At 59.5% G+C, this 24762-nt stretch carries 20 protein-coding genes; 15 read left to right on the plus strand and 5 right to left on the minus strand.

Features of this window, described 5'->3' with window-relative positions:
* Positions 1-374 precede the first annotated feature (374 nt).
* Positions 375-1634, minus strand: a complete 1260-nt coding sequence (locus AB6V08_RS15495; RefSeq protein ID WP_368543719.1) for a dicarboxylate/amino acid:cation symporter — start codon at positions 1632-1634, stop codon at positions 375-377.
* A gap of 430 nt (positions 1635-2064) precedes the next feature.
* On the opposite strand from AB6V08_RS15495, the gene AB6V08_RS15500 reads away from it, so the two are divergent.
* The 11 genes from AB6V08_RS15500 to cheZ all read left to right on the plus strand — a co-directional run bounded on the left by AB6V08_RS15500 (position 2065) and on the right by cheZ (position 13692).
* Positions 2065-2637: a spore coat U domain-containing protein gene (locus tag AB6V08_RS15500; protein WP_368543720.1), complete on the plus strand. Its 573-nt coding sequence runs from the start codon at positions 2065-2067 to the stop codon at positions 2635-2637.
* A gap of 14 nt (positions 2638-2651) precedes the next feature.
* A complete protein-coding gene (locus tag AB6V08_RS15505) occupies positions 2652-3200 on the plus strand; it encodes a spore coat U domain-containing protein (protein WP_368543721.1) in 549 nt (182 codons plus the stop codon).
* 73 nt (positions 3201-3273) lie between these two features.
* Positions 3274-3978 (plus strand): molecular chaperone, encoded by a 705-nt coding sequence (locus tag AB6V08_RS15510; RefSeq protein WP_368543722.1) that lies wholly within the window; start codon positions 3274-3276, stop codon positions 3976-3978.
* The gene (locus AB6V08_RS15515; RefSeq protein WP_368543723.1) at positions 3954-6338 is read left to right on the plus strand and encodes a fimbria/pilus outer membrane usher protein; all 2385 of its coding nucleotides are present in this window, start codon (positions 3954-3956) and stop codon (positions 6336-6338) included. Before AB6V08_RS15510 ends, AB6V08_RS15515 begins: the two co-directional genes overlap by 25 nt.
* Positions 6335-7300: a spore coat protein U domain-containing protein gene (locus tag AB6V08_RS15520; RefSeq protein ID WP_368543724.1), complete on the plus strand. Its 966-nt coding sequence runs from the start codon at positions 6335-6337 to the stop codon at positions 7298-7300. The genes AB6V08_RS15515 and AB6V08_RS15520 overlap by 4 nt, the downstream gene beginning before the upstream one ends.
* An 84-nt stretch (positions 7301-7384) precedes the next feature.
* A complete protein-coding gene (gene tar, locus AB6V08_RS15525; RefSeq protein ID WP_368543725.1) occupies positions 7385-9052 on the plus strand; it encodes a methyl-accepting chemotaxis protein II in 1668 nt (555 codons plus the stop codon).
* A gap of 44 nt (positions 9053-9096) precedes the next feature.
* A complete protein-coding gene (tap, locus tag AB6V08_RS15530) occupies positions 9097-10698 on the plus strand; it encodes a methyl-accepting chemotaxis protein IV (RefSeq protein WP_368543726.1) in 1602 nt (533 codons plus the stop codon).
* A gap of 19 nt (positions 10699-10717) precedes the next feature.
* Complete coding sequence (gene cheR / locus AB6V08_RS15535; RefSeq protein WP_368543727.1) at positions 10718-11584, plus strand: protein-glutamate O-methyltransferase CheR; 867 nt, start codon at positions 10718-10720, stop codon at positions 11582-11584.
* Positions 11581-12630: a chemotaxis response regulator protein-glutamate methylesterase gene (locus tag AB6V08_RS15540; protein WP_368543728.1), complete on the plus strand. Its 1050-nt coding sequence runs from the start codon at positions 11581-11583 to the stop codon at positions 12628-12630. Before cheR ends, AB6V08_RS15540 begins: the two co-directional genes overlap by 4 nt.
* A gap of 17 nt (positions 12631-12647) precedes the next feature.
* Positions 12648-13037: a chemotaxis response regulator CheY gene (cheY, locus tag AB6V08_RS15545; protein ID WP_368543729.1), complete on the plus strand. Its 390-nt coding sequence runs from the start codon at positions 12648-12650 to the stop codon at positions 13035-13037.
* A 10-nt stretch (positions 13038-13047) separates the two neighbouring features.
* Positions 13048-13692, plus strand: a complete 645-nt coding sequence (cheZ, locus tag AB6V08_RS15550) for a protein phosphatase CheZ (protein WP_368543730.1) — start codon at positions 13048-13050, stop codon at positions 13690-13692.
* A gap of 46 nt (positions 13693-13738) precedes the next feature.
* On the opposite strand, the gene AB6V08_RS15555 is transcribed toward cheZ, so the two are convergent.
* The 4 genes from AB6V08_RS15555 to AB6V08_RS15570 all read right to left on the minus strand — a co-directional run bounded on the left by AB6V08_RS15555 (position 13739) and on the right by AB6V08_RS15570 (position 18805).
* Positions 13739-14884 carry a fimbrial protein gene (locus AB6V08_RS15555; protein WP_368543731.1) on the minus strand — a complete coding sequence of 382 codons (1146 nt, stop codon included), beginning with the start codon at positions 14882-14884 and terminating at the stop codon, positions 13739-13741.
* Positions 14874-17426: a fimbria/pilus outer membrane usher protein gene (locus tag AB6V08_RS15560; RefSeq protein WP_368543732.1), complete on the minus strand. Its 2553-nt coding sequence runs from the start codon at positions 17424-17426 to the stop codon at positions 14874-14876. The genes AB6V08_RS15555 and AB6V08_RS15560 overlap by 11 nt, the downstream gene beginning before the upstream one ends.
* 9 nt (positions 17427-17435) lie before the next feature.
* Complete coding sequence (locus tag AB6V08_RS15565; RefSeq protein ID WP_368543733.1) at positions 17436-18128, minus strand: molecular chaperone; 693 nt, start codon at positions 18126-18128, stop codon at positions 17436-17438.
* A 143-nt stretch (positions 18129-18271) separates the two neighbouring features.
* Positions 18272-18805, minus strand: coding sequence for a fimbrial protein (locus AB6V08_RS15570; RefSeq protein WP_368543734.1), 534 nt, complete (start codon positions 18803-18805; stop codon positions 18272-18274).
* A gap of 497 nt (positions 18806-19302) precedes the next feature.
* On the opposite strand from AB6V08_RS15570, the gene flhB reads away from it, so the two are divergent.
* The 4 genes from flhB to AB6V08_RS15590 all read left to right on the plus strand — a co-directional run bounded on the left by flhB (position 19303) and on the right by AB6V08_RS15590 (position 24762).
* A complete protein-coding gene (flhB, locus tag AB6V08_RS15575) occupies positions 19303-20454 on the plus strand; it encodes a flagellar biosynthesis protein FlhB (protein WP_368543735.1) in 1152 nt (383 codons plus the stop codon).
* Entirely contained in the window at positions 20447-22528 is a 2082-nt protein-coding gene (gene flhA, locus AB6V08_RS15580; protein WP_368543736.1) for a flagellar biosynthesis protein FlhA, read from the plus strand. Before flhB ends, flhA begins: the two co-directional genes overlap by 8 nt.
* Positions 22528-22920 carry a flagellar protein FlhE gene (flhE, locus tag AB6V08_RS15585; protein ID WP_368543737.1) on the plus strand — a complete coding sequence of 131 codons (393 nt, stop codon included), beginning with the start codon at positions 22528-22530 and terminating at the stop codon, positions 22918-22920. The genes flhA and flhE overlap by 1 nt, the downstream gene beginning before the upstream one ends.
* A 258-nt stretch (positions 22921-23178) precedes the next feature.
* Positions 23179-24762, plus strand: coding sequence for an MFS transporter (locus AB6V08_RS15590; protein ID WP_368543738.1), 1584 nt, complete (start codon positions 23179-23181; stop codon positions 24760-24762).

Genomic DNA, 24762 nt, shown 5'->3' on the forward strand with positions numbered 1-24762 from the left:
CTTCGTTATTGTCTGAAGATGTCTATACCCCCTCTCCCCGTGGGAGAGGGCTGGGGTGAGGGCATCAGACGATGCGTTAGCTTTCAGGCGTTAAGTCCCCGCCGAAATCGGCGAACCGGAGACCGGATGACAAGGGCTGGACGCCAGGGATGGCGGCCAGAGGCGAATCGAGACAGGATGTCGAGTTGAGCCGACCGCAGGCAGAGGGTCGGGAGGTGAGCGCAGTGCGAAGCACCGATTTTTTGCGGGGCCGCGGGGATTGATAAGGGGGCCGCGGTGGCCCCCTTATCTCGTTCACAGGCTATGAACGTCTTATTTTCTGCCGGTCATGAGGTGAACGAAACAATACCACCGTCCCCCCACCGTAACTCCCATTAAGCCTCCTGCTCCACCAGCTCAGCCTCAACCTCCATCTGCCCCTCATTCTGCGCCAGCATCGCCGTCGCAATGCCGTTCCCCAGCACGTTAATCGCTGAACGCCCCATATCGAGGAAATGGTCGATCCCCATCAGCAGCAAAATACCCGCCACCGGGATGTTAAAGCTCGGAATGGTCGCCGCCAGCACCACCAGCGCAGAGCGCGGCACGCCCGCGATCCCCTTGGAGGCCAGCATCAGCGTCAGCATCAGCACCGTCACTTCGGAGAAGCTCAGGTGAATATTGTACGCCTGGGCGATAAACATTGAGGCAAAAGAGCAGTACACCATCGAGCCCACCAGGTTAAACGAATACCCAATCGGCAGCACGAAGGAGACGATATTGCGCGAGCAGCCAAAGCGCACCAGCTGCTCCAGGGTTTTCGGGTAGGCCGCCTCGGAACTGCTGGTGGTGAACGCCACCAGCACCGGATCTTTCAGCATGCTGACCAGGCGGAAAATCTCCTTTTTCAGCACCATATAGCCCACCGCCAGCAGCACCAGACAGGTCAGCACGATAGCCACATAGTACCCGCCGATAAACGACGCATAGTTAAGCAGAATGCCCAGCCCCTGGGTGGCAATCACCGAGGAGATGGCGGCAAAAATGGCCAGCGGCGCAACGTACATCACGTAGCCGGTCACTTTCAGCATGATATGGGAAACCACATCCAGCGCGGCAACCAGCGGGGCGTTGAATTTCTCGCCCAGCGACGCGCCGCCGATGCCGAAGAACATTGAGAACACCACGATTTGCAGGATCTCGTTATTCGCCATCGCCCCGGCAATGCTGGTTGGGATGGTGTGGGACAGGAACCCTTTCAGCGTCATACCGCCCACCGCCAGACCGGTATCCACCGACTCTTTCGGGATCGCCAGGTTCAGGCCGCTGCCGGGATGCTCCATCGTCACGATAAACAGCCCCACCAGAATCGACAGCACGGAGGAGCTGATAAACCACACCATCGCCTTGCCGCCCACGCGGCCAATGGTGGAGGTTTCGCCAAGCTTCATAATGCCGACCGTTAAGGTGCTGAACACCAGCGGGGCAATAACCATTTTGATCAGACGAAGGAAAATATCGGTGAGAAGGGTGATGTTATCCGACCACGCGGTAATCACGTCCTGTGATGCGTACTCGTGTATCGCTGCCCCTGAAAGAATACCCGCCAGCATGAATATCACGATGAAGAGTGTGAGTTTGTTTGCACTTGCCACGAAAAAATACCCTCTTTGCACTTAGGATCTCTCCTGTGCAAATGCATATTTAATTTTTATATCTGCACAGGAATTCATTCAGCACATAAATTGAAGTAAAGCAGGGTCAGTTACAACTAGTTTTTAATTTTTATTAAATTAGTTGCTGGTGCTGCAACGATATATTGTGACTCACATCACGTTTTTGTGGATATATCTTCAAGTAAGAAACGTCTTAATGACTTTTTAATTCGTTAACCAAATGTTTTTTAAGTGAATTTTATGTCAATAAGGTAAAAGTCGTACAGGGGATGGCGCGAGTGGTTGAAGCGGTGACCATAAACTAAATTCCTAATAACCCCCCTCAGAGGAAAGTTAAGCGGGGCTAACATGTTGAGTGCAATTAATAAAATGTGAAAAGCGAGCAGAAATATCTTCTGGAGGGCAGTAAATGAAAAGAAAACTCCTTTTGATCTGTACGGGCACCATGCTGTCAGCCGTCATGGTCCAGCAGGCGCTGGCGGTGACCAGTAGCGGGACGATCGGCGCGACCCTGACGCTAACCAACGGTTGCCTGATTAACGGCTCGCCAACGCAGAACGGCATCAACTTCGGGACGCTCGATTTTGGTACGCATCCGGCGACATTCTCCACGCTCACCACCCAGCTCACCGGCGCCAGCGGGGGAAACACCTTCACCATCCAGTGCACCACCGCCAGCTACACGGTGGCGATAACCGGTAACACCAACTCCACCGCCCCGGGCACCGTGGTGGGGACGCCGGGCACGCCAGCGCGGTATCTGGTCAACACCGCCAACGCCGCTCAGGGGGTGGCCTACAGCCTCTACAGCGACAGCGGATTCAATAACGTGATCGCGAACAACGCGGCGATCCCGGTGGCCTCCACCGCCGGAGGGGTGAACAGCTACACCCTCTTCGGGCGAATCACCGGCGGCGGCAACAGCGTCACGGTTGTACCGGGCACCTACACCGACACCATTAACGTCAGCGTGACCTACTAACCCCCGAGCCCGCCATGAAGGCAAAGCTTTTACGTCTGCGCGCCGCCGCAGAGGGATTTCTGCACGCTTTTTTTGCGCTGTCGGCGGGGGCGTTTATCTGCTTCCCGGCGGGGGCCGTTACGCAGCAGAACTTTAAGGTCAGCGCGACCATCGTTCCGGGATGTTCCGTGACGGCCGGAACGGGCGGCGTGCTCGGCACGCTGGATTTTGGCACCCACACCGGGGTTGAAAGCGCCCCGGTGAATACTAGCTTTGTGCCAAACGGGTCGCTCTCGATAGCCTGCACGCCGGGCGTCGGGCTGACCATGAGCATTGACGGCGGGCAGCACTACGCGTCGGTGCGGCAAATGCAGCGCTCGGGCGGAACCGAGGTGGTGGGCTACCGGCTTTACAGCAGCAGTTCGCTGGCGGCCAACAGTGAGATCGGGGTCAACCAGGCCGTCGCGGTGAGCTACACCAACAGTAACAACATTGCGCTGCCGCTGTTTGGCGTGGCGCTCCTGACGGGGTTCAGCCCTGCGGGTACATATTCCGATCGGCTCACCGTGACGTTGTCATGGTGATACAGGGAGAAGGTGGATGAAGGTATCTTTACTGCAAGTTTGCGTTTTGGCCGCATGCTGTGCGCCTGCGGTTATGACAAATCCCGCAAGAGCGGCGGCGACCATTTTACTCTGGCCGATTGACCCCTGGCTTTCGGCGGACACCAAAGCGACAGAGCTGTGGGTGCAAAATCAGGGCAACAGCGCCACCACCATGCAGGTGCGCATCGTGCGCTGGAAGCAGGAAAATGGCTATGAGCGCTACACCGCCCAGCAGGATGTGGTCGCCAGCCCGCCGATCGTCACCATCGCCAAAGGCAGCAAGCAGCTTATCCGCCTTATTAAACAAAGCGATGTCCCGATGGGCGTCGAACAGGCCTACCGCATTATCGTCGACGAAATTCCCCAGGCGGATGCCAAAGCGGAACCCGTCATTGGCCTCAAGCTGCAAATGCGCTACTCCATTCCGCTGTTCGTCTATGGACAGGGGATCCCGACCATTAAAGAAGGGGCGCACCACGCGCTGGCGCAGACGCAAAACCTGAGCTGGCGAGTGGTTCACGAGGAGGGGAAACCCGCGTTGCAGGTGCGCAATACGGGGGATGTTCACGTCAGGCTAAGCCAGGTGACCCTGGAGCAGGGGGGGCAAAAACGCACGGTTGCGGATGGGCTGCTCGGCTATGTCCTGCCGGACAGCATCCGAAGCTGGCCGATCCCCGCCGGGATAGCCCGCCCGGACCGGATGAGCGCGCAGATTAATGCCAGGGATACGCAATGGCAGTCGACGCCCGTCAACTGAAGCCCGCGATGATTATCCTGCTCTGCGTCACGACAAGTACCTGGGCCGAGCCCGGCGATGACAGTCTACCGCCGCCGCCGGACGCCCGGGCGCTGAACGACGAAGCGCAATTCCAGCTCACCGTGGTGCTCAACCACTACGATACCGGGCTGGTTGCGCCGGTGACCCAGCGCGGCGGGGCGTTTTTTATCTCCAGCGCCGACCTGCTGCGCGCGGGGCTGCCGCCGGAGCACGTGCCGACGGGGGAGGTTAATCTTTCGACGCTTTCCCAGGTACGCGTCGAGTATGACAGCGCCGGGCAGCGCCTGCTGCTGACGGTCCCGCGCGACTGGATCGCGGCGCGGGTCACGCCGTTCAGCGGGCAAAATGCCCAGAGCAAGCCGCACTACGGCACCGGCGCGCTGCTCAATTACGACCTCTACACCAACCACACGGAACATACCGGTGGCCAGGCTTCCCTGTGGCACGAGTTCCGCTACTTCAACGAAAACGGTTCCTTCTCCTCGACCGGCTACGCCCGGGAAAACTTCGCTGGGAACGCCGGCCAGCAGGAGGGGTACGTTCGGTACGACACCACCCTGATGGTCACGCATGAAGACGATGCCACCACCTGGAGCGCCGGGGATGTGATCAGCGACGCCCTGAGCTGGAGCAGCAGCGTGCGCATGGGCGGGATCAGCTATGGCCGCGATTTCTCCCTGCGCCCGGATCTGGTCACCTGGCCGCTGCCGGAGTTTTCGGGGGAAGCGGCGGTGCCCACCTCGGTGGATCTGTTTATTAACGGCTATCGCTCCGGCTCGACGCAGCTCCAGCCGGGGCCGTTCACGCTCACCAATCTGCCCTACATCAACGGCGCGGGGGATGCGGTGCTGATCACCACCGACGCCCTCGGGCGGCAGGTCAGCACCACGCTGCCGTTTTACGTCACCAGCGATCTGCTCAAGGCGGGGCTGAGCGACGGGGCGGTCACCCTCGGCAGCCTGCGGCGAAACTACGGAATTAAGAACTTCGACTACGGCCCGGCGGCGGGCAGCGGATCGTACCGCTACGGGGTAACCGACTGGCTGACGCTCGAAGGCCACGGCGAGGCGGCCGAAGAGCTGGCGCTGGGCGGGGCGGGAACGGTCGTGAAGCTCGGGCGCTTTGGGGTGGTCAATTCGTCATACACCCGCAGCCGGATGCGCGGGGACGAGGGCGGACAAATCAACTGGGGATACCAGTACAGCACAAGCGAGTTCAGCGTCGCCACGCAGCACACCCGCCGCGACCGGGGGTTTGGCAACCTGGCGCTGTACGACCAGCCCACCGTTTACGATGAAAACAACAAGCCCGTCGCCAGCCTGAGCCGCAATACCGATCAGTATTCCCTGACCTTCAACATGGGGCAGTTCGGCAATATTGGCGCGGCGTGGATTGGCGTTGAAAGCTTCGACAGCCAGAAAACCGAGCTGCTCAACCTCTCCTGGAGCCGCAACCTGTGGGGCAGCAGCAGTATTTATCTCGCCGCCAGCCGGGACCAGCAGCGCGGCGACTGGACGGTGGCAATGTCGTTGCAGGTGCCGCTCGGGGAGCGCGACAGCGCCGCCGTCACCTTTGAAAACACCCCGGACTCCGGCAATACCCAGCGCATTAACTACAACCACTCGATGCCGTCCGACGGCGGATTTAGCTGGAACATGGCCTGGGCGAACCAGTCGCGCTCGAGCAATTACCAGCAGGCCACGCTCGGCTGGCGCAACAGCAACGTCGAGGTGCAGGGGGGCGGCTACGGCGAGCAGGACATGATGACCTGGTGGGGCGAGGCGATGGGCTCCCTGGTGCTGATGGACGGCGAACTCTTTGCCGCCAATAAAATCAACGATGCCTTCGTGGTGATCAGCACCGACGGACATCCGGACGTGCCCGTCAGCTATGAAAACCAGCCCGTCGGCAAAACCAACCGCAACGGCTACCTGCTGGTGAGCGGCGTGTCGGCCTATTATCCGGCGAGCTACAGCATCGACACCCTTAATCTTCCGGCGGATACCCGTCTGAAAGAGACCGAGCGGCGGGTGGCTATTCGCCGCCACAGCGGCTATCTGGTGGATTTCCCCATGGAGCAGGAGCGGGTGGCGAGCGTGATTTTGCATGACGCGCAGGGGCAGGCGATCCCGGTAGGCAGCCAGGTCAGACGCGCCTCTCGCAGCAGTGCGGTGGTGGGCTATGACGGCATCGCCTGGCTGGAAGATCTCAGCGACGTAAACGCGCTGGAGGTCACCACGCCGGACGGCAAGCGCTGCACCGCCACGCTCGCCGTGGACGCTAACCCGGAGCACAAGCTTAAAACCTACGGCCCGCTGACCTGCCGGGAGGCACCGTGAGGCGCCTGCTGCTGGCCCTTGCGCTGCTGATGTTCTCCGGCGGCGGCTGGGCGGCCTGTACCGTCAGCACGGTGAACGCCGCGTTTGGCAGCGTCACCTCCTTTGCCCTGAGCGGCACGAGCGAGGTGGAAACCACCGGCACGCTGGTGGTCTCCTGCGACGCGGTGCTCAACCTGCTGACCAACGACTCGGTCACGCTCACCTACACCAGCGCCTCGGTCTTCGCCAGCAGCCGCGCCACCATGAAGCGCACCGATAACGCGACGATTACCGACGCGATCCCCACCCGGCTGTGCGGGCTGTCCGGCTGTTCCGGAAGCAGCGAAGTGCAAATCAGCAAATCCTATACCTGGAGCGGCAGCACGCTGCTCGGGCTGCTGGGGTCGAAGCAGTACAACATTCCGCTCTATTTTCGCACCGTCGCCGGACAAAACGTGACGGCGGGGCCGTACCAGGTGCTGCTGACGTTCAGCATTAACTACAGCGTCTGCTCCGTGGGCGCGGCGGGGCTGTGCCTGACGCCGCAAACCGGCACCGCAACCACCACCATCCTGCTGAACATGACCGTCACCAACGACTGCAGCGCCATGACCACCCCGGACGTGAACTTCAACAGCGCGCCGCTGGTGCAGAACTTCCCGACCATTTCGCAGGCCATCGCCGTCACCTGCACCAAAGGCAGCACTTACACCATAGGAATTAACAATGGCGCCAACGCCCTGAACAACGTTCGTCGTATGGTGAACGGCACCAGCTACATGAGCTACGACATCTATAAAGAGGCGACGGCCAACCGCTGGGGCGGCAGCGGGAGCGAGCGCTGGGCCAGCTCGGCCTCCTCGCAGGTCAGCGCCGACGGGTTATTGCGCACCTATAACTACACCGCCAAAGTGCTGACCAACCAGACCACGCCGCCCGCCGGAACCTATTCCGATACGCTGATCGTTGACGTTGCCTTCTGACCCCGCGCTTTTCCCTTTCTCAAATGTAAAGTTCCTGTGCTCAGTGCCGATAACACCGTTAATAAATCTATGAGAAGGTGTTGTATGTTGAACCGTATTCGCGTTGTCACGATGCTTATGATGGTGCTGGTCATTTTCGCGCTTCTTCAGCTTATTTCCGGCGGCCTGTTTTTCTCGTCGTTAAAACAAAACCAGGACAGCTTCGCCGCGTCTAACGATCTGCGGGTACAGCAAAGCGAGCTCACCTCGACGTGGGACCTGATGCTGCAAACGCGCATCAACCTGAGCCGCTCGTCGGCGCGCATGATGATGGACCCGAACAACCAGCAGAGCAGCGCCAAAACCGACCTGCTGAAAAACGCCCGCGCCACCCTGGCGGACGCCGCGAAGCACTACGACGCCTTCAAAAAAATCACCCCGCAGCCTGCGATGGAGCAGGTGAGCCAGAATATCGACGAAAAATATCACGCCTACTTTGCCGGGCTGACCGAGCTGATCCAGTTCCTGGAAAGCGGCAACATGGACGCCTACTTCGCCCAGCCAACCCAGGGGATGCAAAACGCCCTCGGCGCGGCGCTCGGGGAATATGCCAAAGCGAGCAGCGACCTCTACCGCAGCGCCTTTGCCGAAAGCCAGAACGACTACCGCTTTGCCAAATGGCAGATGGCGGTGCTGGCCCTGGCGCTGGTGATCGTGCTGGTGGCGGTCTGGTATGGGATTCGCCATATCCTGCTTAACCCGCTGGGCCGCGTCATTGGCCATATCCGCGAGATCGCGGGCGGCGACCTGACCAAAACCCTGACCGTGTCCGGGCGCAACGAGATCACCGAGCTGGCCAACAGCGTTGACCACATGCAGCGCTCGCTGATTGAAACCGTCGCCAACGTCCGCGAAGGCTCGGACGCGATCTACACCGGCACCAGCGAAATCGCGATGGGCAACAACGATCTCTCTTCCCGCACCGAACAGCAGGCCTCTGCCCTGGAAGAAACGGCGGCGAGCATGGAAGAGCTGACCGCCACCGTGAAGCAGAACGCCGACAACGCCCGTCAGGCGTCGAAGCTGGCCGAAAGCGCCTCCGAAACCGCCCAGCGCGGCGGCCGCGTGGTGGACGGCGTGGTGAAAACCATGCACGAAATTGCCGACAGCTCGAAGAAGATTGCCGACATCATCAGCGTGATTGACGGCATTGCCTTCCAGACCAACATTCTGGCGCTAAACGCCGCGGTGGAAGCCGCCCGCGCTGGGGAGCAGGGAAGAGGCTTTGCGGTAGTCGCCGGGGAGGTGCGTAATCTCGCCAGCCGCAGCGCCAACGCCGCCAAAGAGATCAAATCCCTGATTGAAGATTCCGTTTCCCGCGTCGATACCGGCTCCGTGCTGGTGGAAAGCGCAGGGGAAACCATGAATGACATCGTGAATGCCGTCACTCGCGTGACGGACATCATGGGTGAAATCGCCTCTGCATCGGACGAGCAGAGTCGTGGTATCGACCAGGTCGCCCTGGCGGTATCGGAAATGGATCGCGTGACGCAGCAAAACGCCGCGCTGGTGCAGGAGTCCGCCGCGGCGGCCGCTGCGCTGGAAGACCAGGCCAGCCGCCTGAAAATGGCTGTCTCGGCGTTCCGTCTTGCTTCAAAAAATACCAACACGGTCGGCTCGCGTGCCGTTTACAGCGAGACCACCCCCGCGCCGGTAGCCACTCGCTCCCGCGCCGCGGTGACCGGACAAGATGAAAACTGGGAAACATTTTGACTGACATTTAAACCGCGGCTGCTTGCCGCTTATTGGGAGCGTGGATGTTAAATCGTATTCGTATCTCGACCACACTGTTTTTGATTCTGATCCTTTGTGGTGTGTTGCAGGTTGGCAGTAACGGGTTGTCTTTTTGGGCGTTTCGCGATGGCTATCAGAATTTGCAGGAAGTTGAGGCGAGTAACCAACAGCGCTCCGCACTGGCACAAACCCGTGCCGTGCTGTTGCAGGCAAGCACTGCGCTGAACAAGGCGGGAACCTTAACCGCGCTGAGCTATCCGCCGGACGATATTAAGGCGCTGATGGCGACGGCGCGTAACAGTCTGAAGCAGGCCGACGCCCAGTTTAAAGCGTTTAACGCCCAGGCTGCGGTGAGTGAAAAAGGCAAAGCGCTGAAGACCGCGATGCAGAAGAACTTTGAGCAGTGGCATACCGATCTCGATCACCAGGCCACCTGGCTTGAGAATAACCAGCTTTCCGACTTCCTGACCGCGCCGGTGCAGGACTCGCAGGCGGCGTTCGACGGCAGCTTCAACGCGTGGCAGCAGGACATCAACACCTTCGTGGAGCGCGCGGGGGAAGACAGCCGGAAAAGCTACCGCATGTCCGGCGTGATTTTTGCCGCGGTGGTGATCCTGGCGGCGCTGCTGACCGGCGTCGCGCTGTGGTGGTCGCGCAGGATGATTGTGCAGCCGCTGGCGATTATCAGCAGCCACTTTGACAGCATCGCAAAGGGCAACCTGGCGCGTCCGGTGGCGGTTTACGGGAAGAACGAAATTTCGGCGATCTTTGCCAGCCTGAAGGCGATGCAGGGGTCGCTGCGCGAAACGGTGACCGACGTGCGTCAGGGCAGCTACGCCATGCACACCGGGATCTCGGAGATTGCCGCAGGCAACAACGATCTCTCGTCGCGCACCGAGCAGCAGGCGGCGTCGCTGGCGCAAACCGCGGCCAGCATGGAGCAGCTCACCGCCACGGTGAGCCAGAACGCCGACAACGCGCGCCAGGCGTCCGACCTGTCAAAACAGGCGGCGCTGACCGCGAAGCGCGGGGGCGACCAGGCTTCTCACGTCGCCGACACCATGCACGAGATTGCCGCCAGCTCGCAGAAAATTGGCGACATCATCAGCGTGATTGACGGCATTGCGTTCCAGACCAACATTCTGGCGCTCAACGCGGCGGTGGAAGCGGCGCGCGCCGGAGAGCAGGGGCGCGGATTTGCGGTGGTGGCGGGCGAGGTGCGTAACCTGGCGAGCCGCAGCGCCAATGCGGCGAAAGAGATTAAGGTGCTGATTGAAGAATCGGTCTCCCGGGTTGAGCAGGGCTCGGCGCTGGTGGACACGGCGGCCAGAACCATGACCGAGATCGTCACCTCAGTAACAAGAGTGAACGACATCATGGGCGAAATCGCCTCGGCGTCCGATGAGCAGCGTCGCGGCATCGAGCAGGTGGCCCAGGCCGTCAGCCAGATGGATCAGGTCACGCAGCAGAACGCCTCGCTGGTTGAAGAGGCGGCCGCCGCCACCGATCAGCTGGCGAATCAGGCGGATCGTCTGACCGGGCTGGTAGCGGTGTTTAACGTCAACGAGCACGTTGAAGCAGTAACAGAAGTCGGGCGGTCGCAGGCCGTGCCAGTTGTATCCTGAATGTGATTAAGAAGGCGCTATGACATCACCAATGCCCTCAGGGCAAACGTCATTACTGTTGCAGATGACACAGCGCCTCGCGCTGTCCGACGCGCATTTTCGTCGGATATGTCAGTTGATCTACCAGCGTGCGGGGATCGTGCTTGCCGATCATAAGCGAGACATGGTCTACAACCGTCTGGTGCGGCGCTTGCGCACCCTGGGGCTGGACGATTTTGGTCGCTATCTGAGCATGCTCGAAGCGAACCAGAACAGCGCCGAGTGGCAGGCATTTATTAACTCGCTGACCACAAACCTGACCGCGTTCTTCCGCGAAGGCCACCACTTCCCGGTGCTGGCGGAGCACGCCCGCCGCCGCAGCGGCGAGTATCGCGTCTGGAGCGCGGCGGCCTCGACCGGGGAAGAGCCGTACTCGCTGGCGATCACCCTGGCCGACACCCTCGGCATGGCGCCGGGGCGCTGGAAGGTCTACGCCAGCGACATCGACACCGAAGTGCTGGAGAAGGCCCGCAACGGCGTCTATCGCCAGGACGAACTGAAAACCCTGTCGCCGCAGCAGCTTCAGCGTTACTTCATGCGCGGCACCGGCCCGCACGAAGGGCTGGTGCGCGTGCGTCAGGAGCTGGCGAACTGCGTGGAGTTCGCCCCCGTAAACCTGCTGGACAAGCAGTACAACGTTCCGGGGCCGTTTGACGCCATCTTCTGCCGTAACGTGATGATCTATTTTGATAAAACGACGCAGCAGGAGATCCTGCGCCGCTTTGTTCCGTTGCTCAAGCCGGACGGTTTACTGTTTGCCGGGCACTCGGAAAACTTTAGCAACCTCGTGCGTGAGTTTAGCCTGCGTGGGCAAACGGTATATGCGCTGAGTAAGGAAAAAGCATGAGTAAAATCAGGGTATTGTCAGTCGATGATTCGGCGCTGATGCGCCAGATCATGACCGAAATTATCAATAGCCACAGCGATATGGAGATGGTGGCGACGGCACCGGATCCGCTGGTTGCGCGGGATTTAATCAAGAAATATAACCCCGACGTGCTGACGCTGGATGTAGAAATGCCGCGCATGGATGGCATCGATTTCCTCGAAAAATTAATGCGCCTGCGTCCAATGCCGGTGGTGATGGTGTCGTCCCTGACCGGGAAGGGCTCTGAAATCACCCTGCGCGCGCTGGAGCTGGGGGCGGTGGATTTTGTCACCAAGCCGCAGCTCGGCATTCGCGAAGGGATGCTGGCCTACAGCGAGATGATCGCCGACAAGATCCGCACCGCCTCGCGGGCCAAGCTCGCCGCCCATAAACCGATGGCGGCGCCCGCGACGCTGAAGGCCGGCCCGCTGCTCAGCTCGGAAAAACTGTTAGTGATTGGCGCGTCAACCGGCGGAACAGAGGCAATTCGCCATGTACTCCAGCCATTGCCGCTTTCAAGCCCGGGTATTCTGATTACCCAGCATATGCCGCCGGGCTTTACCCGCTCCTTCGCCGAGCGCCTGAACAAGCTGTGCCAAATCAGCGTGAAAGAGGCGGAAGACGGCGAGCGCGTGCTGCCGGGACATGCGTATATCGCGCCCGGAGATAAGCATATGGAGCTGGCGCGCAGCGGGGCGAACTATCAAATCAAAATTCATGACGGGCCGCCGGTTAACCGGCACCGTCCGTCGGTGGATGTGCTGTTTCATTCGGTGGCGAAACACGCGGGGCGCAACGCCGTTGGGGTGATCCTGACGGGGATGGGCAACGACGGCGCCGCCGGAATGTTAGCGATGCACCAGGCTGGCGCCTGGACGATTGCGCAGAATGAAGCAAGTTGTGTGGTGTTCGGCATGCCGCGCGAGGCCATCAATATGGGTGGCGTGAGCGAAGTGGTCGATCTTAGCCAGGTAAGCCAGCAGATGCTGGCGAAAATCAGTGCCGGACAGGCAATACGTATTTGACTCAGGAGTATTATTTTATGGCGGATAAAGAGCTTAAGTTTTTGGTTGTGGATGACTTTTCCACCATGCGACGCATCGTGCGTAACCTGCTGAAAGAGCTGGGCTTCAACAACGTTGAAGAAGCGGAAGACGGCGTGGATGCGCTGAACAAGCTGCAGGCGGGCGGTTACGGTTTCGTGATTTCTGACTGGAACATGCCCAACATGGACGGTCTGGAGCTGCTGAAAACCATTCGCGCTGACGGCAACATGTCCTCTCTGCCGGTTCTGATGGTGACCGCGGAAGCGAAGAAAGAGAACATCATTGCGGCAGCACAGGCGGGCGCAAGCGGTTATGTGGTGAAACCATTTACCGCCGCGACTCTGGAAGAGAAGCTCGGCAAGATCTTCGAGAAACTCGGCATGTGAGGTGGTAGTGATGATGCAACCTGCTATGAAACCCGTTGAAGAACATTCACCCAGCGACATCATTGCCCGCATTGGCAGCCTGACGCGTATGCTGCGCGACAGCCTGCGCGAGCTGGGGCTGGATCAGGCCATCGCCGAAGCGGCGGAAGCCATTCCCGATGCCCGCGATCGTCTGGACTACGTGGTGCAGATGACCGCTCAGGCCGCGGAGCGCGCGCTGAACAGCGTTGAAGCCTCGCAGCCGCACCAGGACGCGATGGAGAAAGGGGCAAAATCCCTGAGCAAGCGCTGGGACGAGTGGTTTGAAAACCCGATTGAGCTGGCGGACGCCCGCGAGCTGGTGACGGATACCCGCCAGTTCCTCGGCGACGTGCCGGGCCACACCAGCTTCACCAACGCGCAGCTGCTGGACATCATGATGGCGCAGGATTTCCAGGATCTGACCGGTCAGGTGATCAAGCGCATGATGGATGTGATTCAGGAGATCGAGCGCCAGCTGCTGATGGTGCTTCTGGAGAACATGCCGGAACCGGCCTCCCGTCCGAAGCGCGAGAACGAAAGCCTGCTCAACGGCCCGCAGCTCGACGCGACCAAAGCGGGCGTGGTGGCAAGCCAGGATCAGGTCGACGACCTGCTGGACAGCCTCGGTTTCTGATGACCAACGCCTCTCCTCAGGCTGTGAAAACAGCCTGAGGAGAGGTTTACCGCAGCTCCATTTTGACCGTCATATTCCCTTCAAACGCTCCCGCCGCCGGCTTTGCCGCCGTGGTACTGACCGGAGCCGCCTGGAGCTGGAACTTGCCGTTGCCCTGTTCGTCCAGGGTTATCGGGAACTCCACGCTGCCGTCCAGCACCACGTCTTTGCCGTTTTCATAAAGCCGGACGCCCAGATCGTCGCGGTTCAGCATTTTGCCAATCAGCGCGTCGCTGCCTTCCGCCACCCCCTGATCGGCAATCAGCGTTAGCTTGATTTTGTCATCGTTCCCAACCTCCGAGCCGTTACATTTCCAGGAGATGTTCACATCTTTTAGGGTATAGCCTCTGGGCGGCTGGCCCTTTGCGACGAAGCTACTGGTCACAATATTGCCCATTTCTATCTCAATAGTGCTCCCGGCGTTAATCACGCAGTTCAGGGGCGCGCTGAGAACCCCGCTCAGATAGATGTTAGACACGTGCTGCGCGTAGTTTAAGTCGCAGCTACCCCCGGAGCCAAAATAGAGGCAGACGTAGTTCTGCACCACCAGCGTTGAGGGGATCACCTCTTCACCAATGATCGGTTTTTTGATGTAGAAGGTCATGCCCATCACGTTCCACTTGAACCGGCGTTTGGTGGTGGTGCTGCCCTTCGGTCGGGTTGCGTCGCTGCAGACGCTGGCCTGGCCTTCCTGATATCTCAGGTTTTCGATGAGCTTGTAGCGTGAGCCCACCGGTGTCGGGTAGGTGTCGACGGGCAGGGCAAATATCCCCGCGCCGTCCGGCGCATTAATCGCGTTGCTGTAGCCTTCGACGTCGATATCCACGTTTTCCGTGAGATAACCGTAGCCGCTGACCCCGGGGCTAAGCGGGCTGGAGGACAGCGAGACTTCCAGCACCGTGGTGGTGGCGAAAAGATTCGCCGGGCAGGCGCAGGAGGCGGTTAATTCGCCGCCGCTGCCGACAATATGATGGTTGATCACCAGCGCACGGTTCTGGGTGTTTTCGGTAGTCGACAGCTCACGCGTATAGTTCGCAGAATAATCAGCCGCGCCCGAAAAGCAGTTTTTGAGCGTGGTCACCGCCGCGTGCCCCGAGGAGGCCGAAACGCAGGAGGCCAGAGCAAGTAAGCGAAGCGAAGTATTAAGGTTCACGGGCACTCTCCGGTTGGCATGGTGCAGTCAGGAGGCGGATCCCTGCTTTATTGGCAGGCCGCTTGAGTTCGTTGAGCGTAATGGCGGCGGTACAGCGTTGGTCGGGGTTGTCCCCCCACTGTACGGAGAGCCGGGTATCGTCGCGTAGACCGGCAAGATAGAGCGTGCCGGTATCATCCACGATGCCGGACAGCTTCTGGTCTGCGCTGGTGGCGACCGCGCCAAACGGCACAAGCCGACCCTGAGGGCGGGTCAGGGTGACCAGGACCCGGTAGCCTACCCTGGCGTCAAAGGTGGCGCGCACCGCCGCGCTGCGGGTCGGGATCACGGTGACCGCCGTGTCCGTGCTGTCCACATCCGGCGGCAGGGTGGTGGTGTCTATGCGAATGGTGTTTTCCTGATACGGGGTCAGGGACGGGATCACCGCGTTCCCCAGCCAGTCGGTCTGAATGCCGCGCTGGTTAAGGAAGCGCACGCCGGAGGCGCCGTTGGCGTTGATCACCGCGAACTGGCTGCCCAGCGGCTGAGAAAGTGTCACCCCGTGCGGGTGCGCCACCAGCGCGCCGCTTGCGCCGTAGCTGAGCTGGCTGTTGTTTTCCGAGGAGGTGAAATACCCGGCGTTCAGGTTGGCGTACTGCGAACGATAGCTGCCGTAAACGCTGCTGTTGTTCACGCCTTCATCCCCTGAACGGCTCTGCTGGAGGGCATAGCTCAGACGTTCATCGTCAAGCAGCGTGCCGTTGAGACCGAGGCTCTGGCTGGTGCCGCCGCTTTTGCTGTTGCTGAGGTTGTAGCTGCTCCAGGCGCGCGGCAGCCAGCGGCTTAGCGGCATGCTGAGGCCAAAGGAGATCCGGCTGTCTTTGCTGTCGTCCCCGGTTTTGCTGTGCGTCCACGCCAGGTGCAGGCTCACGCCGCGGATCACCGTGTTAACGCCTGCGGAGAAGCTGCGTTCCCGCGCGGACGTTTTCCAGTAGTCCTGCTGATAGCCGTTGAGGTAGAAGCTGCTGCCCCACAGTGACTGGCTGATGCTGGCCTGAATGCGGTTGCGCTTGTTGTAGTGGAACGTCCAGTCGGACTCCTGCGGATCGTACTTCTGGTTGGCATCCTCAAAGCTGTAGTAGCCCTGCGTGGAATAGCGGTAGCTGGCGAGGGTGAAGTTGGTGTCCGTGGTGTCGATTTTGCCCGAATAGAGCAGGCGATACGAGGTGCCCTTGCTGGTGGTGTCGTTATCCAGCGTCGCTTTGGCAAAGGTCACGTCGGCGGAGATAGAGCCGAGCGGGCCCAGCGAGATCCCGGCACCCGTATTGCCGGCGTGATACTTATCCGAGGCGGTGATGCCGCCAAACAGGGTCAGAATGTTATTCACACCGTAAATCAGACTGCCCTGGGCAAACAGGGGCTCGTTATGGCTGTCGTAGCCGTTCGCCCGGTAGCGCGCCGCCGTCACTTCATACTTCATATGGCCCTGACGCTGCATCACCGCCACGCTGGAGTAGGGCTGAATAAAGCGGTGCTCGGTGCCGTCCGCCTCTTTGACCGTGATCTCCAGATCGCCGCTGTTGGTGGTGGAATAGAGGTCGGTTATCTCAAAGGCGCCCGGCGCGACGTTCTTCTGATAGATCAGATAGCCGTTCTGGCGCACGGACACTTCGGCGTTCGAACTGGCGATGCCGCGAATCGTGGGCGCAAATCCGCGCTGGCTATAGGGCAGCATCTGCTCGTCAGAGGCAAGGTTGACCCCGCGATACTGCAGGCTGTCGAAGACGTCGCCCCGGGTGCTGTTTTCCCCGACGGTGAACTGGGCCTTGAGCAGGTCAAGATCGTGCTGCAAAAAGGTGCTGATGGATTCCCAGGCGGCGTTATCCGGCGACTGGCTCCAGGTCGAGTAGTTACGCAGGCGCCAGCCTCCCGCGTTAATGCCGCTGCGCAGGTTCAGATACTGGCTGGAAGTCGTGGTGCTGCTGTTGCTGCTTTGCAGGCCTGAGAAGGCGTAGTCCGCAAACATCACCGGCACGCCGTCGTCCCACAGCGCCGGGTCGATATACCCGCGGCTGACGTCGTTCACCGCCGCCTGCGGAATACTGATTTTCAGCGTCAGGGTGGAAAATTCCAGCGTGGTGCTGGCCAGCGGAATGTAGTGTCCAATGCGCTTGGGAATGGGTTCATTCGCGGGCAGGTCGGCAAGCACGGGGAAGTTGTCGACCTTCACGCCCCACTGGCGCAGCATCAGCGGCGTAAGCTGCGGCTGGAGATACCCGTCCGGGCCGTTGACGTAGGTCAGCGTCACGTCGTCAAGCCATGTTTCGTTGAGCCGGATGCGCGACGGATAGCGCCCCGGCAGCTGGGCGTTGGTTTTTGAAAACAGCGACAGATCGACGTCCTGCTGCGCCAGCACGTCGCCTTCCAGCGAAGAGGGCGAGAAGTAATAGTCCCTGGCCCGCGCCTGCGAGGAGGCCACAATCGCAAGGGCGATCAGTACGCTGATGCGCAGCGGGACAGGCTCAGTGAACCGTCGAAAACCGGGCTTCGATTTATACATCATGCCGATAAATCATCCCTGGTTAAGAATTGCGGTGTATTTTTCGGACGGGTTGCCGTAGTCCGTAATGCAGCGCCACGTCACCGTGTTCCCCTTCGCCGCTGACGGCAAAGGCAGGGACAGGGTGCTGAACGGGGCAAGCGTGTCGGCATTTTTTACCCGCACCCCGCCGAGCGAGAGGGAGTCAAACACGCTGTGGAACGCGCCTCTGCTTTCAACCTGTAAGGTGTTGCCCAGCCGCTTAAAGGCCAGGTTTTTGCACGACTCTTTCGCCGTCCCGCGGATCCCCTGCGGTCGCCAGAAAAGCTTGAGGCGGGTTTTATACACCAGCCTGAGCACGTTTTTAGCGGCGTCGTCTTTCGCCACGGCAGGTATGGTGCGGACGTTCATGTAAAACAGCGATTCCCGGTCTTCCGGCAGCGGCGCGCCGGTCCAGGTAATGCGCAGGCTTTGTTCCTTGAGCGGGTCAAGGCGAAACAGCGGCGGCGTGACGATAAACGGCGCGCGGGTTTTTCCGTCGCCGGTATCGGCCCAGGCCTGAATCAGCCACGGCAGTTCGCTGTCGTTATTGGTGAGCGGCAGTGCAATCTCTTTTTTATTTGCATCGTAAATAATGCGTGTTCTTCCGACCTGTATACCTGCTGCATCAGCGCTGGAGTAATGGAAGCCTGAAATGAGTAATAGGGTGATGAGAGTTAAACGCATAAATAAGACCTGCAATGTGTCCATTAAGGCGTGAAAGGGTAATAATCCGAACGAGCGCAATTATTACCCTTATTATCTGCTGCCAGGTGAGATTGTGACCGTTATTAAATTTATCCGTTATTAATATATATATTGAGGAACTATCAACGATAAAGAATATTAACGGTTAAATCTGCGTCTGCTGGACCCGCCGTCACCGTGGCGGCGAATGAACGATAGCGCGCGTTGAAATCTTGTTTAATGGTATTGGTGGACTTCGTCGACAGCGGGATATAAATCTGCTCTTCCGCACCGTCAAAGGTAATCAGGGTCGAGTCTTTTCCATCCGGGCTAATCGCGATGCCCACGCCCGTTGCCGCAGTATCGCCGTCGGTGGAGAGTTTACTGACGTCAAGTAAGGAAGTGGACTTGGTTAAATCCGTGGTGCCGTTAAACGTCAGCTGGACTGACGGCAAACCGTCGCTCTGCACCGGGCAGTCGGCAAGCGTAATGGAGAAAGGCACCAGCGGAGATTCATCGCCGGTTTTGCTGAACAGCGACGTCGGGAAAGTCCCCAACGGAACGGTGCTGTCGGTGCCGTTGTCGCCCACAATGGTGCAGCTGGGTTCAATAATTAAGCCGGTGAAGTGAATGGTGCCGGCATTCATTTCTGCAGCCAATACACTTGATGAAGCCATTGCGAAAAAAGTGCCCGCGAGGAGGGTTGAAGTCAATTTCATACGTGGAAGTTCCTTATCTAATTTATCCATGTACTGAATGCAAATGGAGATTGAATAAATAACTAAAACTCATCACCTGAATGAGTGACAGCCTTTGATTTATATAAAATAGTCTATTCAATATTAAGATCATATCAAACTTAAAATGATTCGCAACAGTATTTCTGACGGCTATCTGTTTACTTTAAGTTATTAGGTCTGGGAATGTGAAATTCGCCCTAAATATTTCACAGTTAATATCACAGATGAATTTAATAGAGTTCATATATAAAAAATATCTATGTTCCACTCGCCGTTATTTGATGCTATTTATCCGGGCGGTTGGGCGCGCTGCTGCAATAAGTACCGCTGGCGTAAACAGCCTAAAAAGGCGGAGTTATGGAGGCTTTTCCGCCCATTGATAGCCCGGTGCTCTGGCATGATATGCGTGACGTAATGGGCTGCGAGCGCGCACTGTGGCAGAAGAAGATAACGAAGACAAAACGGAAGCCCCCACACCCCACCGACTCGAAAAAGCGCGTGAGGAAGGGCAAATCCCCCGTTCCAGAGAGCTGACATCCCTGCTTATTCTGATAGTAGGCGTATGCATAATCTGGCTGGGTGGGGAGGCGCTCGCCCGAAGGCTGGCGGGAATGCTCGCGACCGGGCTGCGGTTCGATCACAGCATGGTCAACGACCCGAACCTGATCCTCAGCCAGATCATTTTGCTCATTAAAGGCGCCATGATTGCGCTGCTGCCGCTGATAGCCGGGGTGGTGCTGGTCGCGATTGTCTCCCCGGTGATGCTGGGCGGGCTGGTCTTTAGCGCTAAGTCGCTGCAGCCGAAGTTTTCCAAACTCAACCCGCTGCCGGGTATCGCGCGCATGTTTTCTGCCCAGACGGGGGCAGAGCTGCTGAAAGCCATCCTGAAATCCACGCTGATGGGCAGCGCCGCCGGCTTTTTCCTGCTGCACAACTGGCCGGAGATGATGCGCCTTATCAGCGAATCGCCGCTCACCGCCATGAGCAATGCCATGAACCTCGTCGGGCTGTGCGCGCTGCTGGTGGTGCTGAGCATCATTCCGATGGTGGGTTTTGACGTCTTCTTTCAGATTTACACCCACATCAAGAAGCTGCGCATGTCCCGCCAGGATATCCGTGATGAATATAAGCAGATGGAAGGTGACCCCCACGTGAAGGGGCGTATCCGCCAGATGCAGCGTGCCGCCGCCCGCCGCCGCATGATGGAAGATGTTCCGAAAGCGGACGTTATTGTGACCAACCCGACGCACTACTCGGTGGCCTTACAGTACGACGAAAACAAAATGAGCGCGCCGAAGGTGGTGGCGAAAGGGGCGGGGCTGATTGCGCTGCGCATTCGTGAAATCGCCACTGAAAACCGGGTTCCCATTCTTGAAGCACCGCCGCTGGCGCGTGCCTTGTACCGCCATGCGGAGATCGGACAACAGATCCCGGGCCAGCTCTATGCCGCCGTGGCAGAAGTGCTCGCCTGGGTATGGCAACTGAAACGCTGGCGTTTAGCAGGCGGTCAACGACCTGTGAAACCTGAAAACCTTCCAGTGCCTGAAGCGCTGGATTTTATGAACGAGAAGGACACTGATGGCTAATCTGGTGGCAATGTTGCGCCTGCCGAGCAACATGAAATCGACGCAATGGCAAATCCTGGCCGGGCCGATTCTCATCCTGCTGATTCTGTCGATGATGGTACTGCCGCTTCCGGCGTTCATCCTCGACCTGCTTTTCACATTCAACATTGCCCTGTCGATCATGGTGCTGCTGGTGGCGATGTTCACCCAGCGTACCCTGGAGTTCGCGGCGTTCCCGACCATTCTGCTGTTTACCACGCTGCTGCGCCTGGCGCTGAACGTGGCCTCCACGCGTATCATCCTGATGGAAGGGCATACCGGTGCGGCGGCGGCGGGTAAGGTGGTTGAAGCCTTCGGCCACTTCCTCGTGGGCGGCAACTTCGCCATCGGTATCGTGGTGTTCGTCATCCTCGTTATCATCAACTTTATGGTTATCACCAAAGGTGCCGGGCGTATCGCGGAAGTGGGCGCGCGCTTCGTGCTGGACGGGATGCCCGGCAAGCAGATGGCGATTGACGCCGATCTTAACGCCGGCCTGATTGCCGAAGACGAAGCGAAAAAACGCCGTGCGGAAGTGACGCAGGAAGCGGACTTTTACGGTTCGATGGACGGTGCGAGTAAGTTCGTGCGCGGCGACGCCATCGCCGGGATCCTGATCATGGTCATCAACGTGGTGGGCGGCCTGCTGGTGGGCGTGCTGCAGCACGGAATGGACATGGGCCACGCGGCGGAAAGCTACACGCTGCTGACCATCGGTGACGGCCTGGTCGCGCAGATCCCGGCGCTGGTTATCTCCACCGCGGCGGGCGTGATCGTCACCCGCGTCAGCACCGATCAGGACGTTGGTGAGCAGATGGTCGGGCAGCTTTTCAGCAACCCGCGCGTCATGCTGCTGGCGGCGGCGGTGCTCGGCCTGCTCGGCATGGTGCCGGGCATGCCAAACCTGGTGTTCCTGCTGTTTACCGCGGGCCTGCTGGGTCTTGCCTGGTGGATGCGCGGCCGTGAAAACAAGCCGGTCGCCGAGCCTGCGCCGGTCAACAAGGTGCAGGAGAACGCCCAGGCGGTGGAAGCCACCTGGAACGACGTCCAGCTGGAGGATTCTCTGGGGATGGAGGTGGGCTATCGCCTGATCCCGATGGTGGACTTCCAGCAGGACGGCGAGCTGCTCGGGCGTATCCGCAGCATTCGTAAGAAGTTTGCTCAGGAGATGGGCTTCCTGCCGCCGGTGGTTCATATTCGCGACAACATGGATCTCCCGCCCGCGCGCTACCGCATTCTGATGAAAGGGGTTGAGATTGGCAGCGGCGACGCCTACCCGGGGCGCTGGCTGGCAATTAACCCGGGCACGGCGGCGGGCACGCTGCCGGGCGAGCAAACCATCGATCCGGCGTTTGGCCTGGCGGCTATCTGGATCGAGAGCGCCCTGAAAGAGCAGGCGCAAATTCAGGGCTATACCGTGGTTGAGGCCAGTACCGTGGTAGCAACCCACCTGAACCACCTGATTGGGCAATTCTCCGCCGAGCTGTTCGGTCGTCAGGAGGCGCAGCAGCTGCTTGACCGCGTGACCCAGGAGATGCCGAAGCTGACCGAAGATCTGGTGCCGGGCGTGCTGACGCTGACCACCCTGCACAAGGTGCTGCAAAATCTTCTCGATGAAAAAGTGCCGATCCGCGACATGCGCACCATTCTGGAGACGCTGGCCGAGCACGCGCCGCTGCAAAGCGATCCGCACGAGCTTACCGCCGTGGTGCGCGTGGCGCTGGGACGCGCCATCACCCAGCAGTGGTTCCCGGGCACCGGCGAAGTGCAGGTGATTGGCCTCGACACCCCGCTGGAGCGTCTGCTGCTGCAGGCACTGCAGGGCGGCGGCGGTCTGGAGCCGGGTCTGGCCGACCGGCTGCTGGCGCAAACGCAGGAGGCGCTGGCGCGTCAGGAGATGCTCGGCGCGCCGCCGGTGCTGCTGGTGAATCACGCCCTGCGTCCGCTGCTGTCGCGCTTCCTGCGCCGCAGCCTGTCGCAGCTGGTGGTGCTGTCAAACATGGAGCTGTCGGACAACCGCCACATTCGCATGACCGCGACCATTGGAGGCAAATAATGCGCAGGTGTCTGTGGATCTTATTCTTCCCGCTGATGGCTCAGGCCGCGGGCGAGGGGACGTGGCAGGCGAGCAGCATCGGGGTGACCCTCAGCAACCGCGGCGTGGCGATGTCGTCGCGCCCGCTGGCGCCGTCTGAGGCGGTCTCCGGCCAGATGACCCTGGTCGCCTGGAACTACCGGCTGATTGGCCCCACGCCCGCCGGGCTGATCGCCCGCCTGTGCTCTCAGACCCGCTGTACCCAGGTGGATGCTGAGAGCGGCACTACCCAAGCCTTCAGCGGCGTTTCTGCCGATGAGCCGCTGCGCTTTATCTGGGAAGTCCCCGGCGGCGGACGGCTGATCCCGGCGCTGAAAGTGCAGAGCAACGCCGTGATTGTGAACTACCGTTAAGTCCCGCCTCACGCCGGTCATCAGGCGATTCTGATGGCTGGCTCGCAAAATTGACCCCTCCTTTTGATACAAAAGAAACGCTGTTTTATAAATCAGTGACACGCGTAGCGACACTCTTTGCATTTTTGCCATTCGCCCCGGTGCGGTGGCAGAAACAGAAAGGTATCCCCAGGGCGATACTCTTACTGTAGCCGTGTAAAAACTCCCGGATGAGGCTGTTTACAGGGAGTCTCCCAACACTGATTAGGGTTGACGGCAATGAAAAAACGTAAAATCGGACTCGCAAACTACCTTGCTTATGGTTCAGGCGATTTCCTCGGGGCCGGGACGACCGCCCTGACCGCTGCCTGGCTTTTGTATTTTTATACGACCTTCTGTGGACTCTCGCCTATTGAGGCAACATTCATCTTCGCTGCCGCCAGGGTGCTGGACGCGGTGGTCAGCCCGCTGATGGGCTTTATGACCGATAACTTCGGCACCACCTGGCTCGGCAAGCGCTTTGGCCGCCGCAAGTTCTTCATCCTGCTCGGCATTCCCTGCGTGTTCAGCTACTCGCTGATGTGGGTAGGGGACATGAGTTTCTGGTACTACCTGCTGACCTATCTGGTGTTCGATATCGTCTACACCATGATCCTGGTGCCGTATGAAACGCTGGTGCCGGAAATGACCGACGATTTCAAACAGAAAACCAAGTTCTCCGGCGCGCGTATTTCCATGGCGCAGATGTCCGCTATCCTGGCCTCTTTCCTGCCTGGGATCCTGCTGACCCAGTTCGGCAAAGACAACGCCATCTCGTTCTTCTACGCAAGCCTCGTCTTCTCGGTGCTGTGCGCCCTGATGCTGACCTTCGTCTGGTTCTTCACCTGGGAGCGTCCGCGCGAAGAGTGGACCGAAGCCGCGCTGCGCGCCGAAGAGGAGAAGAAAAAGCTGACGCTCGGGCAGAGCCTGAACCGCCTGTTTGTCGAGCTAAGCTCAACCCTGCGCATTAAAATTTTCCGCCAGCATCTGGGCATGTACCTCGGCGGGTATATCGCCCAGGACGTGTTCAACGCGGTCTTCACCTACTACGTGGTGTTTGTGCTGATGCAGGAGGCTTCAATGGCCTCAAACCTGCTTGGCACCATGGCGACCTTCCAGTTTATCGCCGTGATCGCCATGATCCCGCTGTGCATCCGCTTCGGGCCTGCGCCGTCGTATCGCATGGTGGTGGTGCTGTTTGGCCTGGCCTCTCTCTCCTATGCCTTGCTCTATTACGCCGGGCTGAGCGACGTCTATTCGCTTCTGCTGCTGGTGTCTGCGGTGGCGGGGCTTGGACGCGGCGGGATCAACTACGTGCCGTGGAACACCTACACCTATATTGCTGACGTGGATGAAGTGATCACCGGCCAGCGCCGCGAGGGGATCTTCGCGGGCATCATGACCCTGACGCGCAAAGCCTCTCAGGCGGGCGCGGTAATGCTGGTGGGCATCGTGATGCAGATGTCCGGCTTTGTGAGCGGGCAGAAGGTCCAGCCTGCCGAGGTGAGCCATACCATTCTGATGATCCTGAGCGTGGGAACCATCCTCGTGCTGTTCTGCGGCTTCCTGGTCTCCCTGCGCTTCAAGCTGAACTTACACACCCACAGCGTCCTGCGCGAGGAGACGGCCAAAATGCGCGAGTCTGGCCGGGTGATGCCGGAGACGGCCACGCCGCAGGCGCGGGCAACGGTCGAACTGCTGGCCGGTATGCCGTTTGAGTCGCTGTGGGGCAATAACAACATTGGTTATCTGAATCGTAATAAGCCTGCGGCGCCGTCCCTGAAGGATCGCGCGGTACTGAATTCGACATACAACAGAGGTTAA

Source organism: Enterobacter soli (genome assembly GCF_964208575.1).
Lineage (GTDB): Bacteria > Pseudomonadota > Gammaproteobacteria > Enterobacterales > Enterobacteriaceae > Enterobacter > Enterobacter soli_A.

Excerpts from the sequence above, each read along its gene's own strand:
- AB6V08_RS15500 (WP_368543720.1), top strand. The coding sequence starts at position 2,065 with ATGAAAAGAAAACTCCTTTTGATCTGTACGGGCACCATGCTGTCAGCC.
- AB6V08_RS15505 (WP_368543721.1), top strand. The coding sequence starts at position 2,652 with ATGAAGGCAAAGCTTTTACGTCTGCGCGCCGCCGCAGAGGGATTTCTG.
- AB6V08_RS15510 (WP_368543722.1), top strand. The coding sequence starts at position 3,274 with ATGACAAATCCCGCAAGAGCGGCGGCGACCATTTTACTCTGGCCGATT.
- AB6V08_RS15515 (WP_368543723.1), top strand. The coding sequence starts at position 3,954 with ATGGCAGTCGACGCCCGTCAACTGAAGCCCGCGATGATTATCCTGCTC.
- tar (WP_368543725.1), top strand. The coding sequence starts at position 7,385 with ATGTTGAACCGTATTCGCGTTGTCACGATGCTTATGATGGTGCTGGTC.
- tap (WP_368543726.1), top strand. The coding sequence starts at position 9,097 with ATGTTAAATCGTATTCGTATCTCGACCACACTGTTTTTGATTCTGATC.
- cheR (WP_368543727.1), top strand. The coding sequence starts at position 10,718 with ATGACATCACCAATGCCCTCAGGGCAAACGTCATTACTGTTGCAGATG.
- AB6V08_RS15540 (WP_368543728.1), top strand. The coding sequence starts at position 11,581 with ATGAGTAAAATCAGGGTATTGTCAGTCGATGATTCGGCGCTGATGCGC.
- cheY (WP_368543729.1), top strand. The coding sequence starts at position 12,648 with ATGGCGGATAAAGAGCTTAAGTTTTTGGTTGTGGATGACTTTTCCACC.
- cheZ (WP_368543730.1), top strand. The coding sequence starts at position 13,048 with ATGATGCAACCTGCTATGAAACCCGTTGAAGAACATTCACCCAGCGAC.
- AB6V08_RS15560 (WP_368543732.1), bottom strand. The coding sequence starts at position 17,426 with ATGATGTATAAATCGAAGCCCGGTTTTCGACGGTTCACTGAGCCTGTC.
- AB6V08_RS15565 (WP_368543733.1), bottom strand. The coding sequence starts at position 18,128 with ATGCGTTTAACTCTCATCACCCTATTACTCATTTCAGGCTTCCATTAC.
- AB6V08_RS15570 (WP_368543734.1), bottom strand. The coding sequence starts at position 18,805 with ATGGCTTCATCAAGTGTATTGGCTGCAGAAATGAATGCCGGCACCATT.
- flhA (WP_368543736.1), top strand. The coding sequence starts at position 20,447 with ATGGCTAATCTGGTGGCAATGTTGCGCCTGCCGAGCAACATGAAATCG.
- flhE (WP_368543737.1), top strand. The coding sequence starts at position 22,528 with ATGCGCAGGTGTCTGTGGATCTTATTCTTCCCGCTGATGGCTCAGGCC.
- AB6V08_RS15590 (WP_368543738.1), top strand. The coding sequence starts at position 23,179 with ATGAAAAAACGTAAAATCGGACTCGCAAACTACCTTGCTTATGGTTCA.